The organism is Acidocella aromatica (assembly GCF_014201825.1).
Lineage (GTDB): Bacteria > Pseudomonadota > Alphaproteobacteria > Acetobacterales > Acetobacteraceae > Acidocella > Acidocella aromatica.
In genome coordinates, this window is record NZ_JACHFJ010000001.1 from 149,795 (window position 1) to 166,371 (window position 16,577).

The window sequence follows — 16,577 nt, forward strand, 5'->3', positions numbered from 1 at the left end:
TTCAGTCTAGCACGCCCTTGAACCCGGCCCAACAATCGGACATCAACCATGGAGCATTCTTGGACAAGCGCATGGGCTGGCAATTCTGGATCGATCGCGGCGGCACGTTCACCGATATTGTGGCCCGCTCTCCCGCAGGCACGCTGGCGACGAAGAAGCTCCTCTCGGAAAACCCCGGGCGCTACCGTGACGCCGCCGTGCAGGGCATCCGCGAATTCCTCGCTTTGGCCGATGATGCGCCGATCCCGGCGGACGCCATCGCCAGCGTGAAGATGGGCACCACCGTCGCCACCAACGCGCTGCTGGAGCGTAAGGGGGCGCGCACGCTGCTGCTGGTGAACCGTGGCTTCGCCGACCTGCTGCGCATCGGCAACCAGGCCCGCCCCAAGCTGTTCGACCTCGATATCCGTCTCCCCTCCATGCTCTATGAGCGCGTCGAGGAAATTCCGGGCCGCGTTTCCGTCACCGGCGAGGAGATCGAGCCGCTCGACAAAGCCACCGCCCTGGCGGCCCTTAGCGCCGCGCGAGCGGCGGGGGTGGAGGCCGTGGCCATCGCGCTCATCCATGCCTGGAAATACCCGGCCATGGAGCAACGCCTCGGCCAGTTGGCGGCCCAGGCCGGATTCACGCAAATCTCGCTCTCGCATATCGCCAGCCCTCTGCTGCGCCTCGTGCCCCGCGCCGACACCACGGTGGCCGACGCCTATCTCTCGCCCGTTCTGCTGCGTTACATCGCCCAGGTTTCCGAAGGGCTAAATAATTCCCCGCTCTATTTCATGCAGTCGCATGGCGGGCTGGCCCGCGCCAATGCCTTCACCGGCAAGGACGCCATCCTCTCCGGCCCGGCTGGCGGCATCGTCGGCGCGGTACGTACTGCCGCAGCAGCGGGATTCAACGCCGTCATCGGGTTCGACATGGGCGGCACCAGCACCGATGTCGCGCTCTATGACGGCGCATTCCAACGCAGCCTGGAAACCGAGATTGCGGGCGTGCGCCTGCGCGCCCCGATGCTCGCCATCAACACCGTGGCGGCGGGCGGTGGCTCTATCTTAAGCTTCGACGGCGCCCGCCTGCGCGCAGGCCCCGAGAGTGCCGGGGCCAACCCCGGCCCCGCCGCCTACCGCAAGGGCGGCCCCCTCACGGTGACGGACGCCAACGTGCTGCTGGGCAAAATCTTGCCCGCGCATTTCCCCGCCATCTTTGGCCCGAACGGCGACGAAAAGCTCGACGCCGAGACCGTCCGCAACATGTTTACGCATCTGGCGGCCCAGGTCGGCGGCTACACGCCCGAGCAACTGGCCGAGGGCTTCATCCAGATCGCCGTCGCCAACATGGCCCAGGCCATCCGCCAGATTTCCGTGCAGAAGGGGCTAAACCCGGCGGATTTCGCCCTGGTCTGCTTTGGCGGCGCGGGTGGGCAGCATGCCTGCCTGGTGGCCGACGAGTTGGGCATGGACCGGGTGTTCATCCACCCCTTCGCCGGGGTGCTCTCGGCCTACGGCATCGGCCTTTCCGATTTCTCGCTCCTGCGTGAACAGGCGGTGGAACTCCCCTTCACCGAAACCGCGCTGGACGCCCTGGCCCAAACCGCCGCGCGCCTCGCCGCCGAGGCCGAAACCTCCCTACGCGCCCAAACGCCAGGGGCCGACATCACCCACAGCACCACCATCCTGCTGCGCTATGCAGGCACGGACACCGCCCTGCCGGTGTCATTCGCCCCTTACGCCGAGATGCTCGCCGAATTCACCGCCGCGCATCAGCGCCTGTTCGGCTTCACCACGCCCGAAAAACCGCTGGTAGCGGAAACCGTGCTGGTGGAAGCCAGCGCCCCCGGCGAGCCCCTGGCCGAGCCGGGGATCTCCCCCGCGCCGCTCCCCGCCCCGCTGGAAACCACGCATATGTTCACCGGCGGCGAGGCCCGCGTCACTCCGGTCTACGACCGCGCCTCCCTGGGCGCTGGTGTCAAAATCCCTGGCCCGGCGATTTTGAAGGAAGCCATCGCCACCACCATCGTGGAGCCAGGCTGGACAGCCGAGATCACCCCGCACAACCATTGCGTCCTGCGCCGCACGGAGGCCCGCGCCAACGCGGTCATCGCCGAGGCCGAGACGCCCGATCCAGTGCTGCTGGAACTCTTCACCAACCTGTTCATGTCCATCGCCGAGCAGGCCGGGGCAGTCCTGCGCAACACCGCGCAGAGCGTGAACATCAAGGAGCGGCTGGATTTCTCCTGCGCCATCTTCGACGCCGAGGGCAATCTCGTGGCCAACGCGCCGCATGTGCCGGTACATCTGGGAGCCATGGGGGCTTCAGTGCGCCATGTCATCGCGCTCCGTGGCGGCACGCTGCGCCCCGGCGACGCCGTGGCCCTGAACAATCCCTACGCCGGCGGCACGCACCTGCCGGACATAACCCTCATCACTCCAGTTTTCGACGAAACGGACACAGAAATCCGCTTCTTCACCGCCTGCCGTGGCCATCATGCCGATATCGGCGGCCTCACTCCCGGCTCCACCCCGCCTTTCTCCACCACGCTGGAGGAAGAAGGCGTGGTCATCGACAATTTCCTGTTGCTATCCGGTGGTGAATTTCGGGAAGACGGCTTCCGCGCATTGCTGGCGGGAGCAAAATACCCAGCTCGCAACCCGGAGCAAAATGTCGCCGACATCAAGGCGCAGATCGCCGCCAACGCCACCGCCAGCGCGGCACTGGGGCAGATCGTCTCGCATTACGGCTGGGCCGTGGTGCGTAACTACATGCGCCATGTGATGGACAATGCCGAAGCCGCCACCCGCGCGGCCATTCTCCACCTGCGCGATGCCGATTTCGCCTATACCATGGATGACGGCACGCCTTTGCATGTGTCGCTCCGCATAAACCGCGAAACCGCCTCCGCCACAGTGGATTTCACCGGCACGGGCCTTGCGGGGGCGAACAACTTCAACGCCCCCAAAGCGGTAACCACGGCAGCGGTGCTCTACGCCTTCCGCTGCCTCACCGGCTCCGATCTGCCGCTGAACGAGGGCTGCCTGAAGCCGCTCTCCATCATCATCCCCGAGGGCAGCTTCCTCGCCCCACCCCCAGGCTCCGCCGTGGTGGCGGGCAATACCGAGGTTTCCCAGGCCGTCACCGTGGCGCTGCTGGGCGCGATGGGGGCGGCGGCGTCCTCCCAGGCGACGATGAACAATTTCCTCTTTGGCAACGCCCAATACCAGTATTATGAAACCATTTGCGGTGGGGCCGGAGCTGGGCCGGGCTTCAACGGCTGCTCGGCAGTACATACGCACATGACCAACACGCGTATCACGGACCCCGAGGTGCTGGAGTTGCGCTTTCCCGTCCGCGTGGAGGAGTTCTCCATCCGTAAAAATTCGGGCGGCGGCGGAAAATTCATCGGCGGGGATGGCGTTACGCGCAAAATCCGGTTTTTAGAGCCCATGACCGCCACCATCACCGCCTCGCGCCGCACCATACCACCCTTCGGCCTGGAAGGTGGCGCCCCTGGCGCCTGCGGCGCGCAATACGTGCAACGCGCCGCAGGCACGGTTGAGCCCCTGCCCGGCCGCGCCGCGGCGGAGCTGGCGGCGGGCGACGCCTTCGTCATCGAGACCCCGGGCGGCGGCGGGTACGGCGCGCCTTGAAAAAACGCACCGCCTTCTGGCTGCTCTCCGCCGGGCTGGTCCTGGCCCTGCTTGGCGCTCTGCTGGCTTTACCCGGCTTTGTCGGCTCGCAGGCGCATCGTCCCGCCATGGAGGCGTTCGCCTCATCGCTCACCGGCCGCAAAGTGCAGATCGGCGGCAAGCTCTCTCTGGCCCTGCTGCCCCGCCCCGAGATCACCGCCACCGACATCACCATCTCCGGCCCCGACAAGGAGATCATCACCGCCCACGCCCTGGTGATGGACATCTCACCACTCGCCCTGCTGCGCGGCCAGTTGGCGGTACAGACGCTCGACCTGGAGCAGCCGAGCGTGGACTTCCCCTGGCCGCTGCCCGCCGGGCCGAAATCCATCGCCCCGCCGCCCTGGCTGGCGGCGCTGCATGCGCATCTCAGCAACGGCACGGTCCGCTTCGGCGGCATCGGCTTCACCGAGGTCAGCGCCGATCTCTTCACCGGCCCGGACGGCGCGGTCAGCGTCTCCGGCAATGGCGCGCTGCTGGGCCAGGGCGTCACGCTCAGTCTGGCTCTGGGAGCAACGGCGCTGGACCAATCAGCGCCGCTCTCCATCCAGGCCGGGACTTTGGGCAGCAGCCTGAATTTCTCCGGCACGCTGGACGCGGATAGCAGCCTGACCGGCAACCTTACCGCCAAGCTGCCGCAGGACATCACCGGCAACGCCACGCTCTCCGTGGATGCCAACGGCGTCAATGCCACCCAGCTTACCATACAGCAAGGCAATACCAGCCTGTCGGGCAATGCCTCCGTCGGCTTCGCCGCCCCGGGCATGAATGCTACACTCAGCGGCCAGAATCTCAATCTCGACGCCCTGGCCCGGCAGACCCAGCCGCTCACCTTGTTCTGGCCTGCTTTGCCGCCGCTCTCCCTCACCTTGCAGGCCAGCAACGTCACCCTGGCGGGACAAAATTTCCCGGCGCTGCAGACCAGCCTGACCACCGGACCGGGCGGACTGGCGCTCAACAGCCTCACCCTTAGCCTGCCCGGCGGCGGTACGCTGAACGCCTCGGGTAGCGCCAGCCAAGCGGGGGTGCTGAGCGGACAGGCGAGCCTGACTGTGCCCGACAGCACCGCCCTTGCCGCCGCCTATCACCTGCCCCCGCCCGTTGGCTGGCCCAGCGCCAAGCTTTCCGCCCAGCTCGGCGGCACACTGGCGGCGCCGGTGCTGCGCAATCTCTCCGGCACGCTGGGACAGGACCGCGTCACCGGCAATCTGATTCTCACCCCCGGCCGCGCGGCGGGCAGCCTGGGCTTCGACCATCTCGACCTCGCCCCACTCATCGCCTGGGCCGGGCAACGCCAACCTGGCGGCTTTGTCTTCGACGGCGAGATCTCCGCCGCCCGCGCCGATGCCGGGCCAATAAAACTGCAAAACTTGGCTGTGGACGCAGAACTGGACGGCACGCTGAACATCCGCCGCGCCTCCGCCAACCTGTATGGCGGGCTGGCGGCAGGCAGTTTCACGCTCGATTCGTCGGGGCAGGTCACCTCCGCGCACGGCTTCCTGCAACTTCCCTCCGCCACGCCACTGGCCGCGTTGCTGCCTGCAGGCTGGATGCCGCCCGCAGCGCTCACCGCCGGGCGCTTCTCCGTACTGCTCGCGGCGCAAGGCCCGGCCAATGCGCTCTCCGCCAGCGCGGTGGCCAGCCTCGCCGTGCAGGCGCGGGCCCAAGCCACGGGCAAGCTGGCCGATGTCGGCACCCTCACCGTCACCACCTCACCGGTTATCGATCTAATCCATCAGAGCGCCTCCGGCGCGGTCTCGGTGCAGTTCCCCGAGGCTATCCGCCTCGCACATATCCTCGGCTTCGACCAAGGTGTGGCATTCCCGGGCGCGGGCTCGGTCTCGCTGCGCGCGGGCTTTACCGCCTCAGCCAACCAGTATGGGCTGAATGACTTCATCCTCAGCTTCGGCGCGCTGGCGGCCAATGGCCGGCTGATGGTGCAGAACGGCACCGTCTCCGGGCAGATCGACGCCGACACCCTGGCCTTGCCGCCTCTGCCCACGACACTGCCCCTGCCCGCCAGCCTACCCGTGCAGGGCAAGATCGGCCTGAACGCCACCAGCGTGCTCTATGCCGGCACGCCGGTGCTGGGCCAAAGCAGCGCCACCCTCACTTTGGCGCAAACCAGCGCCAAGCTGGACCTCGCCACGGCGGCGCTCGGCAATGGCAATCTGTCCGGCAGCCTGACCGCCACGCTCAGCGCCACGGCCGCACCACAATTCAACCTCAGCCTTCTGGCGCAGAATATCGACGCACAGTCTTTGGCCCTGCCGGTGAGTTTCCCCTTCAGCCTGCCCATCGGCACGATAAATGCCACCGCCAGCCTCACCGCCAGCGGCTACAGCCCAAAGAACTGGCTGGCGACTCTGGGCGGCACCGCCAGCCTCACGGCCACGCATGGGCGGCTGGGAGGCATCAGCCTCGGCAATTTCATGGCCGCGCTCGGCACGCCAAACGCCACCGCCAAGCTGCGCGCCGCCCTCGCCTCCGGCAGCACACCGTTTTCCACGCTCAACCTTGCCGGCACGCTGGCCCAGGGCAATTGTACCCTCACCCGGGGCACCCTAACCGGGCAGAACGGCATGATCGCCGCCGCCACCGATAGCGGAATCGATTTTTTCGACAGGGCCCTGGCCCTGCGCCTGACACTGCAGCCCGCGGTGAAACCGCCGGTTAGCGCCTCGGTGCTGGTGCTGGGCCCCTGGAGCGCGCCAAAGCGCACGGCGCAGCTTAAATCCGCATTAGGGTGGAAGCCCGCCGCGCCATAAAAAACCCGGCTCAAAGCCGGGTTTTTTCTTACAGGGAGCGGTTGATTACCGCTCGTCGTCATTGCCCTCGGGCTGCACGTCGATATCGGCCTCGATCACGCCGGTATCGTCGTCGAGGTCATCCGCATCCTCCAGGATGTCCTCGTCATCGCCGTCATCGGGCACTTCCACGTCCACCTCATCGCCATCGAGCATCGGCTTGGCAGCCTTCTTCTGCTCTTCCGGCAGCGGCGCCGCGCGCCTCAACCGCGGCTGCTCAGCCGGCTGCTCGGTGCCGCATTTCGGGCACACCGCCGGCTCCTTGCCGAGGTCGAAAAACCGCGCCCCGCAGGATACGCAGGTATGTTTTTCTCCAAGCTCCGGTTTCGCCATGTCCAACCTCAGGTCAATTCAGCACAATATCTCTCAAGGGCGGCGCGATGCCACGCCCTGCGGCCTATGTCAAACCGCGCAACCCATGCTAATCGGCCCGGCATGGAATCGCTCACGCCCCGCCCGCACATCTCCGCCCGCCCCGCCGCACCGCTCACCGGCAGCATCGGCGTTCCTGGCGATAAATCCATCAGCCATCGCGCCCTGATGTTCGGGGCCTTGGCGATCGGCCAGACTCGCATTTCCGGCCTGCTGGAGGGCGAGGACGTGCTGCGCACCGCCGGCGCCATGCGCGCCCTGGGCGCAGAAATCAGCCGTGACGGCGCGGACTGGCTGGTGGCCGGGCGCGGCATTGGCGGGCTCACGGAACCGGCTGACGTGCTGGACATGGGCAATTCCGGCACCGCCGCGCGGCTTCTGGCGGGGATTCTCGCCAGCCACGACCTTTACGCCGTGATGACCGGCGATGCATCGCTGCGCAAACGCCCGATGGCCCGCGTGATCGAACCGCTGAAGGGCACCGGCGCGCAGTTCTTCGCCCGCTCGGGCAACCGCCTGCCGCTCACCATCATCGGCACGCGCGAGGCCATGCCTCTCACCTACCGCCTGCCCGTGGCCTCGGCGCAGGTGAAATCCGCAGTGCTGCTCGCCGGGCTCAACGCCCGCGGCGTGACCGAGGTGGAGGAGCCGGAGCCGACCCGCGACCATTCCGAGAACATGCTCCGGCATTTCGGCGCGCAGGTCAGCGTGGAACGCGCGGGCAAGGGGCGGCTCATCCGCCTCACCGGCCAGCCGGAGCTGCGCGCGGCCGATGTCGTCGTGCCGGGCGATCCGTCCTCCGCCGCCTTCCCCATCGCCGCCGCCCTGCTGGTGCCGGGCAGCAAAGTCACCATCACCGGCGCGGGGCTGAACCCGCTGCGCACCGGGCTGTTCGAGTCCCTGCGTGAGATGGGCGCCGAATTGACCATCGAAAACGCGCGCATCGAAGGCGGCGAGCCGGTGGGCGACATCGTGGCCGCCTATACCGAACTCCGCGCCGTGGACGTGCCCGCCGAGCGCGCCCCCAGCATGATCGACGAATACCCGATCCTCGCCGTGCTCTGTGCCGCCGCCAACGGCACTTCCCGCCTGCGCGGGCTCTCCGAGCTGCGGGTGAAGGAATCTGACCGCCTCTCCGCCACCGCCGCCCTGCTCCGGGTGAATGGCGTGCAGGTGGAGATCGAGGGCGACGACCTCATTATCCACGGCACCGGCAGCATCCCCGGCGGCGGGCTGGTGGAGACGCATATGGACCACCGCCTCGCCATGTCCGCCCTGGTGCTGGGGCAGGCGAGCAAGGAGCCGGCGCGCATCGACGACGCAAGTTTTATCGACACCTCCTTCCCCGGCTTCCTGACGCTGATGCGCGGGCTGGGCGCCAATATGGTGGCGGCGTGATGATCGTCGCCATCGACGGCCCGGCCGCCGCCGGCAAGGGCACACTGGCCAAGCGCCTCGCCGCCGCTCTGGGGCTGCCGTATCTTGATACGGGCGTCCTCTACCGCGCCACCGCCAAGCGAGTGCTGGAGGCAGGCAAAGACCCCGCCGACACCCAGGCCGCCGTGGAGGCCGCCAGGAGCCTCGGCAAGGACGACCTCGCCCGCACCGATCTGCGCGACGCCGTAACCTCCAAGGCCGCCAGCCAAGTTGCCTCCATCCCCGCCGTGCGCCAGGCGCTGCTCGACTTCCAGCGCCATTTCGGCAACTCGCATGGCGCGGTGCTGGATGGGCGCGACATCGGCACCATCATCTTCCCGCACGCGGATGTGAAGCTCTTTGTCACCGCCAGCGTGGAGGCCCGCGCCACGCGCCGCCACCTGGAGTTCCTCGGACGCGGGGAGGATGTGGCGCTTGCCGATGTCATCGCCGATGTTCAGGCACGCGACGAGGCCGACCGCACCCGTGCCGCCGCCCCGCTAATGAAGGCCGCGGATGCGGAGCTGATAGACACCACCTACATGGACGCCGATGCCGCCTTCACCCATGCGCTTGAGATGATCCGCCGCAAGACGACAGTGCGGGCCTGACAACATCCAGCTTGTAAAACTTCCGAAACGGCCCATTATCGCTCCCAATCAAGGCAAGACGGGAGCGAAAAGATGCCAGCCCAGGACTACCAGCTTCTTATCAAGAACCTGCTGAAAACGCCCCTGGCCCAGGCCAGCGGCAAGCAGATCGTGTATCGGGGAGAACGGCGCTTCTCCTATCCTGAACTCGCCGAGCGCATCCACCGGCTAGGTGGGATACTCGGGCATCTCGGCGCCGTCCACGGCACCCGCGTGGCGGTGATGGACTGGGACTCCAACCGCTATCTGGAAACCTATTTCGCCGTGCCTATGCTGGGCTGCGCGCTGATGATGGTGAATATCCGTTTAAGCCCGGAACAGATTGCCTATACCATCGACCATGCGGAAGCCGAGATCCTGTTCATCAACAAGGATTTTTATCCGGTCTTCAAGCAGATCCACCACAAGCTGCCGCGCCTGCGGCACATCGTCTGCCTGGCCGATGACGGCGAGGCTGAGGTTATCGGCGGCCCGCTCTATTCCGGCGAGTACGAGGCGTTGCTCGCCGCCGCCACGCCGGTCGCCGAGTTCCCGGATTTCGACGAGCACACCATCGCCACCACCTTCTACACCACCGGCACCACGGGCCTGCCCAAGGGGGTGTATTTCACACACCGGCAGCTGGTTCTGCATTCGCTCACGCTGATGTCCACCTTCCTGATGGCGGGGCTGAATGGGCGCATCTCGCGGGAGGATGTGTATCTGCCCCTCACCCCGATGTTCCATGTCCATGCCTGGGGCTTTCCGTATGTCGCCACCTTGATGGGCATGCAGCAGGTCTATCCCGGCCGCTTCCTGCCCAGCACGGTGCTGAAGCTGCTGGCGACCGAGGGGGTGACCATCTCGCATTGCGTGCCGACCATCCTGCATATGATCCTCACCGCGCCCGAGGCGCAGAGTATTGATCTCAAAGGCTGGAAGGTCATCATCGGCGGCTCCGCCCTGCCGCAATCGCTCTGCCGCGCTGCCATGGCCCGGGGGCTGGACGTGTTTACCGGCTACGGCATGTCCGAGACCTGCCCCATCCTCTCCTTGGCACTGCTGAAGCAAGAGAGCGTGACCGAAGAAAACGACGTGGCCACGCGCTGCTCCACCGGCCTGCCAGCCGCGCTGGCGGAAATCGCGATTGTGGACGAGGAAATGAACATTCTGCCGCATGACGGGCAGAGCGTGGGCGAGATTGTTGCTCGCAGCCCAAGCCTGACGGCTGGCTACACCAAGAACCCCGAGGCCTCAGAGACGCTCTGGCACGGCGGATGGCTGCATACGGGAGATATCGGCGCCATCGACCCGAATGGCTATCTGCACATCATGGACCGCAGCAAGGATGTCATCAAAACCGGCGGGGAGTGGATTTCCTCGCTAACGCTGGAGAACATCCTGCTGCACCATCCTTCGGTGAGCGAATGCGCGGTGATCGGCATCGAGAACGCGCGCTGGGGCGAGCGGCCGATTGCCATCGTAGTGCTGAAGCCGGATGGCGAGGCGAGCGAGGAGGAGCTGAAGGACCTCGTGCGCAAGCGCGTGGATGCGGGGGAGCTGTCGCGCTACGCCATCCCGGATCAGGTGATCTTCGCGCAGGAGCTGGAGAAAACCTCCGTCGGTAAGCTGGATAAGAAACGCATGCGCGCGATTTACGGCGTGACGGCGAACTCGGCGGCCTAAGTTTTCAGCGCCGCCCTTTTCAAAAAGGGCGGCGTTCTTTGCAGCTTTTTGAAAACAGCTGCGTCAAAAACTTCTATCCCAATCCTACTCGTGGATGGCGACGAGCCTTGCCGGATAGCCACAGCCCTTGAGCGGCTTGGGCCAGCTTGCCAGCAGCAGCGCCCCGGCCTCCGGCACCTTGTCCAGATTCGCCACCAGCTCGATCTGCCAGCGATCCTGGCTCAGCACGTAATATTCCAGCCCGTAATCACCCTTGGAGGTGGACAAGCCCCGGTCGGTATCCGTCTGCTCATGGCCGACAGCACGGACATCGCGCTCGGTGAACAGAAACTCCAGCACCTCGCGCGACCAGCCGGGGTAATGCGCCACACCCGCTTCATCCTTGTTGGCGAAGGCCACCGGGTCGGGCCAGCGCTTGTGCCAATCCGTGCGCAGCGCCACGAACGCGCCCTTGGGGATGCGCCCATTCCGCGCCTCCCAACCCCGCACATCCTCCAGCACGGGCATGGTGTCATGGTCCTGGGCCGCGCGGGGGCTGATATCCAGCACCACCAACGGCAGCAGCATGTCCTCCACCGGCAATTCGTCCAGGCTGCGCCCGCCCGCCACGAAATGGCTCGGCGCATCCACATGCGTACCCCATTGGCCGACATGCGAGTAGCGCGTCACCTCGAACCCATGCTCGGCCACAGAGAACAGCGTCTCCACGGTTTCGTCGGGAAAGAGCGGGAAATGCGGCTGGCCCGGATGGAAGGCGTGGGTGAGATCGGTGAAGCGGGCCTTCGACAATACGTTGTCATACAAGGCCCAGAGGGGATTCGCGGCGGGTAAAAAATCCATGGCCTGAATGTCAAATGCGTTTCATCAGCGGTCAAGCGTTTTTGCGCAGTGCAACAAAAAAGGCGGCATCCGCGCGGGATGCCGCCTTTTCACGTTCAGGCTGATGCCGCTTACGCGCCCATCTGCGTCACGAACTTGGTGACCAGATAGGGCTCAAGCCCTTCGGCGCCGCCTTCGGAGCCATAGCCGGAATCCTTCACGCCGCCGAACGGCGTCTCGGGCAGGGCCAAGCCGTGATGGTTGATGCCGATCATGCCGGACTCGATCTGCGCGCCGAGCGCCGTGGCGGTGGCGGTGCTGCGGGTATAGGCATAGGCGGCCAGACCATAAGGGAGACGGTTCGCCTCGGCGATCGCGTCGTCGAAGGTCCTGAATGGCAGGAACAGCGCCAGCGGGCCGAACGGCTCCTCGTTCAGCACGCGGGCATCAGCAGGGATGTCGGTCAGCACGGTCGGCTCGAAGAAATAGCCCTTGTTGCCAGCGCGCTTGCCGCCGGTGGCGATTTTCGCGCCCTTGCCCACGGCATCGGCGATCAGCGCCTCCATGGCCGCCACGCGGCGGTCATTGGCGAGCGGGCCCATGGTGGTGTCGGCGTCCAGCCCGTTGCCGAGCTTCAGCGCCTCGCACTTGGCGACGAACTTCTCGAGGAACGGCTGGTAAACGCCTTCCTGCACGATGAAGCGGGTCGGGGCCACGCAAACCTGCCCGGCATTGCGGAACTTGTTGGCGGCCAGGATGGTGGCGGCCTGGTCGAGATCCGCGTCGTCGAACACGATGGAGGGGGCATGGCCGCCCAGCTCCATGGTGGCGCGCTTCATGTGCTTGCCGGCCAGGGCGGCAAGGTGCTTGCCCACCACGGTGGAGCCGGTGAAGGAAATTTTGCGCACGACCGGGTGCGGGATCAGGTACTCGGAGATTTCAGCCGGAATGCCGAACACCAGCTGCACCACGCCCGCCGGAATACCGGCATCGACATACACGCGCACCAGCTCGGCGCAGGAGGCCGGGGTCTCCTCAGGCCCCTTCAGGATGAACGAACAGCCCGCCGCCAGCGCCGCGGAGATCTTGCGCACGGCCTGGGAAACGGGGAAGTTCCACGGGGTGAAGCCCGCGACGACGCCCACCGGCTCACGCAGGGACATCTGGTACACGCCCGGCACACGGTTGGGGATGACGCGGCCATAAGCGCGGCGGCCTTCCTCGGCAAACCAGTCGATCACATCGGCGGAGCCCATGATCTCGATCTTGGCCTCGCCCACCGGCTTGCCCTGCTCCATGGTCATCAGCTTGGCGATGTGGTCGGCGCGCTCGCGCATCAGCTCGGCGGCCTTACGCAGCAGCTTGGAGCGCTCATACGGCACCATCTTGCGCCAAACGGCGAAGCCCTTGGCGGCAAAGTCCAGCGCCTCGTCCAGATCCTCGCGCGAGGCATGAGCTAGCGTGCCGATCACCTCTTCGGTGGCCGGATTGACAACGTCGAGCGTGCGCCCGCCGGTGGCGGCGCGCCACTGGCCGCCAATGTGCAACTGTACGTCCTGATACATTTTTTATGTCCTCTTTTTAGTAGCCTTGGCGGATGAGTTTCCGCACGATGTCAATCATCTCACTGATCTGGTCCGGGGTAGCAGCGAAAGGTGGCGCCAGCACAACGGAATCGCCGGAGCAGCGCAGCACCAGCCCTTCCTCGAACGCTTTGCACAGGAACTTGAAGCCGCGTTCGCCGGGTTTGCCCTTCGGCGCCAGCTCGACAGCCCCCAGCAACCCAAAGCCGCGCGTGTCGACCACCTCCGGATCGCCCTTGAAGCTGGCGATCTGTTCGAGGAAGCCTGGGGTGAGTTCGCGCACGCGGCCGAAGGTATTTTCCTCGCGGTAGATCTTCAGCGTGGCCAGACCGGCGGCGCAGGCCACCGGATGGGCCGAATAGGTGTAGCCATGGTAAAACTCCACGGCGTTGGGCGGGGCGGCGTCCAGAATGGTCTGCTGGATGTCCTCGCGCACCGCGATGGCCGACATCGGGATCGAGCCATTGGTGATGGCCTTGGCCATGGTGATGATATCGGGCGTGACGCCGAAGGTCTGGGAGGCGAAGGCCTGTCCAGTGCGACCGAAACCGGTGATCACCTCGTCGAAGATCAGCAGGATGCCGTGCTTGGTGCAGATCTCGCGCAGGCGCTGTAGATAGCCCTTGGGCGGCGGCAGGATGCCGGTGGAGCCCGCCACGGGCTCGACGATGCAGGCGGCGATCGTGTCGGCGCCGTGCAGGTTGACGAAGCGTTCCAGATCGTCGGCAAGGTCGGCGCCATGGGTGCCCTGCCCCATCTCGAAATAGTTTTCCTTGATGTGCGTGTGGCGCATATGCAGAGCGCCCGGTAGGCCAAGGCCGAACGCCTTGCGGTTATTCACCATGCCGCCCACGGACCAGCCGCCGAAATTCACGCCGTGATAACCGCGCTCACGCCCGACGAAGCGCTGGCGTGCCCCCTCGCCTCGCACGCGGTGATATTGCAGCGCCACTTTGAGCGCCGAATCGACGGCCTCGGACCCCGAGCCCGCAAACATGATTCGGTTGAGACCCGGCGGTGTCAGCTCCGCCACCTCGGTGGCAAGCTGGAAACCAGGCGGAAAACCGTATTGGAAGGGCGGTGCGTAATCCAGCACCTCCATCTGCCTGGATACGGCCTCGCGAATCTCTCGCCGCCCATGGCCAAGCGGAATGCAGTACAGGCCGGAGGAGCCATCGAGCAATTTCTCGCCCTGCGTGTTATAATAATAAACGCCTTCGGCCCGGGCGATGATCCGCGGCTGGTCGTGAAACTGGCGGTTGGCGGTGAACGGCATCCACTGATTGATCAGCGGATCGTTGCTCGGGCGCTGGGCAGCACTCATAGTTGGCACACTCCTTCAGGTGCGGATAGTTTACTATTTTAAACAGCGTTGACCAGGGGTTTGTTGCTTTCGGGAACACGAAATGCCCCTGCGGAACACAACGCCAGCTAGCTAACAAAAATCAATAATCGCGGCACGCGAGCCTGACCCGCAAATTCCGTTTGGCGTTCGGAAAGATATTGGGGTTAATGTACTGACTAAATTAGCCGACTGAGATATTTTATGCTTAAACTATGTGTAAATTTTAACACTCGCCAACGCCCTGCTTACCTTCAGCCTTTTGTCCTCGCCTCCATAAAGACGGACATCTGCCGAGGACAGCAGGGAGGCCCAGCGTGATCATCGAACACGGCGCAGGCACAAAAGACAAAATCGCTGAACTGATCTGTGAGGGACGCGTCCTGGTGCTTGCCGGGGACGAGGCGGATTTGGCGGCCCTGCCCAGCGGCCGCTGGATCGGCGGTACGGCGGCACACTTCATCACTGCGGAAGGCGGACAGGAAGCCAACGGACGGATCTTCTATTCCGACCTCACCCGCATCGCTCAGGATGTAAGGTTGAATCACTTCAACCTTACGGAAATGCGGCAGATCGGACGACTGCATCCGGCCAATGGCTTCACCATCGCCATTGTTCCCGGCTTCAGCGAGCTGCTGGCTGGCCTCTCGGCCGAAATCCTGGATTATGAAGGCATCTACAGCGCGCCGCTGTTCGGCTGGGTCAGTGCGGTCTCGGCGGGCCAGCTGGGCACGCGGCGGCCCAAGAGCTTTGCCGGCAACCCGGTCGGCAGCGCCGAGCAGGCGGCGGTAATGGGCATCGCCCTGCCCGATGAGTTCTTCGCCCAGCTGCATATCGCCAATCTGTTCAGCCCTGGCACCGGGCCGGGGATTCGCTTTGCCAACCCCGGCTTCGTGACCGATGGCGAGTGCCTGATCGGCGGCAAGCCGGGCAATTTGGCCCGCTATATCGAAGCGAAGAAGATCGACCCGCGGCTGCCCTTGGTGGCGGACCATGAGGGGGCGCTGATTAATATTTCAATCATCTCCTCCTGCCCGCAAACTGGCCGCTCCACCTTCTTGGCCCCGGTGAACCCCGCCCTGACCTACCGTTTTGCCGTGGAAGTGCTGGACTATCAGCACGAATTCTCGCGCTTGCTGGGCGAGCTTGGCCCAGTCAGCGGGGCGCTCTCCTGCGTTTGCGTTCAAAACTATGAACACGCGGGGCTTCACGAAGCTGCGGACCTGCCGTTTCAAGGGCCGGTGACCTTCGGGCAAATCGCCTATAGCGTGCTCAACCAGACGCTCGCCTGCCTCACTGTCAGCCACAACGCGGAGGACGACACCGGACCAGGAAGCGGCTAACCGCCGCAGGCCTGCACCACCAGCGGCGCCATGGCGCGGTACTCGGCGCCGCGCGGGCTGCCGGGACGCCAGGCCATCGACAAGGTACGCCAGCCGCCTGCGCCTTCCAGGCGGCGCAGCTCCACCCCGGTGCCTTCGGCCAATCCCACCGAGATGGCAAGTCGCGGCACCAGCGTAACCCCGAGCCCGCCTGCCACCATCTGGATGAGTGTGTGCAGCGAGGTGGCGGCGAATTTCTGCTCCCGCCCCATCCCGGCGCTACATACGGCCAGTACCTGGTCGCGCAGGCAATGCCCATCCTCCAGCAGCAGGAAATTTTCGGCACTCAACGCCGCTACGGGAATGCTCTCACGCGCCGCCAGCGGATGTCCCGGCGGGAGGGCCGCGAGGAAGTCGTCACGCGCCAGCGGAAAGGTCTCGGCACCGCCGCAGGTACAGGGCTCGGCCAGGATCAGCAGGTCGAGCAGCCCATCATCGAGCTGCTCCAGCAGCCGCTCGGTCTGGTCCTCGCGCAGAAATAGCTTGAGCGCCGGGAAGCCATGACGCAGGGCGGGCATCAGCTTGGGCAGCAGGAACGGCCCGACCGTGGGGATAATGCCCAGACGCAGCGGGCCGGACATCGGGGCACGGGCGGCATCGGCCGTTTCGGCCACCGCCGCGATGGCCGTCAGCGCCGCCCGCGCCTTTGCAACCAGCTCCAGCCCGAGCGGCGTAAACACGGCGTGCTTGGGTGCGGCACGGTCGAGGATCTGCGCATCCAGCCCGCGCTCCAGCGCCAATATCCCGGCGGAGAGCGTGGACTGCGACACCGCGCAAGCCGAGGCGGCACGGCCGAAATGTCCGGTTTCGGCCAGCATCACCAAATAGCGAAGCTGCTGCGGTGTCGGCAGATAGGTCATG

General features: G+C 65.6%; 11 protein-coding genes. 6 read left to right on the plus strand and 5 right to left on the minus strand.

The features are described from left to right. Positions 1–59 precede the first annotated feature (59 nt). Together HNP71_RS00765 and HNP71_RS00770 are read left to right on the plus strand one after the other, a co-directional pair. The gene (locus HNP71_RS00765; protein ID WP_456304175.1) at positions 60–3,641 is read left to right on the plus strand and encodes a hydantoinase B/oxoprolinase family protein; all 3,582 of its coding nucleotides are present in this window, start codon (positions 60–62) and stop codon (positions 3,639–3,641) included. Continuing rightward, the gene (locus HNP71_RS00770; protein ID WP_183264944.1) at positions 3,638–6,448 is read left to right on the plus strand and encodes an AsmA family protein; all 2,811 of its coding nucleotides are present in this window, start codon (positions 3,638–3,640) and stop codon (positions 6,446–6,448) included. The genes HNP71_RS00765 and HNP71_RS00770 overlap by 4 nt, the downstream gene beginning before the upstream one ends. 45 nt (positions 6,449–6,493) lie before the next feature. Here the strand turns inward: HNP71_RS00770 and HNP71_RS00775 are convergent, their stop codons facing one another. After that, positions 6,494–6,820, minus strand: a complete 327-nt coding sequence (locus HNP71_RS00775) for an FYDLN acid domain-containing protein (protein WP_183264945.1) — start codon at positions 6,818–6,820, stop codon at positions 6,494–6,496. A 102-nt stretch (positions 6,821–6,922) separates the two neighbouring features. Here HNP71_RS00775 and aroA point away from each other — a divergent pair, with 102 nt between their 5' ends. The 3 genes from aroA to HNP71_RS00790 all read left to right on the plus strand — a co-directional run bounded on the left by aroA (position 6,923) and on the right by HNP71_RS00790 (position 10,590). After that, complete coding sequence (aroA, locus tag HNP71_RS00780) at positions 6,923–8,257, plus strand: 3-phosphoshikimate 1-carboxyvinyltransferase (RefSeq protein WP_183264946.1); 1,335 nt, start codon at positions 6,923–6,925, stop codon at positions 8,255–8,257. Then, positions 8,257–8,886, plus strand: coding sequence for a (d)CMP kinase (gene cmk / locus HNP71_RS00785; RefSeq protein WP_183265260.1), 630 nt, complete (start codon positions 8,257–8,259; stop codon positions 8,884–8,886). The genes aroA and cmk overlap by 1 nt, the downstream gene beginning before the upstream one ends. A 72-nt stretch (positions 8,887–8,958) precedes the next feature. Continuing rightward, positions 8,959–10,590: a fatty acid--CoA ligase gene (locus HNP71_RS00790; RefSeq protein WP_183264947.1), complete on the plus strand. Its 1,632-nt coding sequence runs from the start codon at positions 8,959–8,961 to the stop codon at positions 10,588–10,590. 84 nt (positions 10,591–10,674) lie between these two features. Here the strand turns inward: HNP71_RS00790 and HNP71_RS00795 are convergent, their stop codons facing one another. The 3 genes from HNP71_RS00795 to HNP71_RS00805 all read right to left on the minus strand — a co-directional run bounded on the left by HNP71_RS00795 (position 10,675) and on the right by HNP71_RS00805 (position 14,316). Further along, a complete protein-coding gene (locus HNP71_RS00795) occupies positions 10,675–11,379 on the minus strand; it encodes a cyclase family protein (RefSeq protein WP_221246557.1) in 705 nt (234 codons plus the stop codon). A gap of 161 nt (positions 11,380–11,540) precedes the next feature. Next, positions 11,541–12,974, minus strand: coding sequence for an NAD-dependent succinate-semialdehyde dehydrogenase (locus HNP71_RS00800; RefSeq protein WP_183264949.1), 1,434 nt, complete (start codon positions 12,972–12,974; stop codon positions 11,541–11,543). Between the two features lie 16 nt (positions 12,975–12,990). Then, positions 12,991–14,316, minus strand: coding sequence for an aspartate aminotransferase family protein (locus HNP71_RS00805; RefSeq protein ID WP_246344005.1), 1,326 nt, complete (start codon positions 14,314–14,316; stop codon positions 12,991–12,993). 335 nt (positions 14,317–14,651) lie between these two features. Here HNP71_RS00805 and HNP71_RS00810 point away from each other — a divergent pair, with 335 nt between their 5' ends. After that, entirely contained in the window at positions 14,652–15,677 is a 1,026-nt protein-coding gene (locus tag HNP71_RS00810; protein WP_183264950.1) for a DUF6976 family protein, read from the plus strand. Here HNP71_RS00810 and HNP71_RS00815 read toward each other — a convergent pair. Beyond that, the gene (locus HNP71_RS00815; RefSeq protein ID WP_183264951.1) at positions 15,674–16,576 is read right to left on the minus strand and encodes a hydrogen peroxide-inducible genes activator; all 903 of its coding nucleotides are present in this window, start codon (positions 16,574–16,576) and stop codon (positions 15,674–15,676) included. The two genes, HNP71_RS00810 and HNP71_RS00815, sit on opposite strands and share 4 nt — an antisense overlap. Position 16,577: the final 1 nt, after the last annotated feature.

Excerpts from the sequence above, each read along its gene's own strand:
- HNP71_RS00775 (WP_183264945.1), bottom strand. The coding sequence starts at position 6,820 with ATGGCGAAACCGGAGCTTGGAGAAAAACATACCTGCGTATCCTGCGGG.
- aroA (WP_183264946.1), top strand. The coding sequence starts at position 6,923 with ATGGAATCGCTCACGCCCCGCCCGCACATCTCCGCCCGCCCCGCCGCA.
- cmk (WP_183265260.1), top strand. The coding sequence starts at position 8,257 with ATGATCGTCGCCATCGACGGCCCGGCCGCCGCCGGCAAGGGCACACTG.
- HNP71_RS00790 (WP_183264947.1), top strand. The coding sequence starts at position 8,959 with ATGCCAGCCCAGGACTACCAGCTTCTTATCAAGAACCTGCTGAAAACG.
- HNP71_RS00800 (WP_183264949.1), bottom strand. The coding sequence starts at position 12,974 with ATGTATCAGGACGTACAGTTGCACATTGGCGGCCAGTGGCGCGCCGCC.
- HNP71_RS00805 (WP_246344005.1), bottom strand. The coding sequence starts at position 14,316 with ATGAGTGCTGCCCAGCGCCCGAGCAACGATCCGCTGATCAATCAGTGG.
- HNP71_RS00815 (WP_183264951.1), bottom strand. The coding sequence starts at position 16,576 with ATGACCTATCTGCCGACACCGCAGCAGCTTCGCTATTTGGTGATGCTG.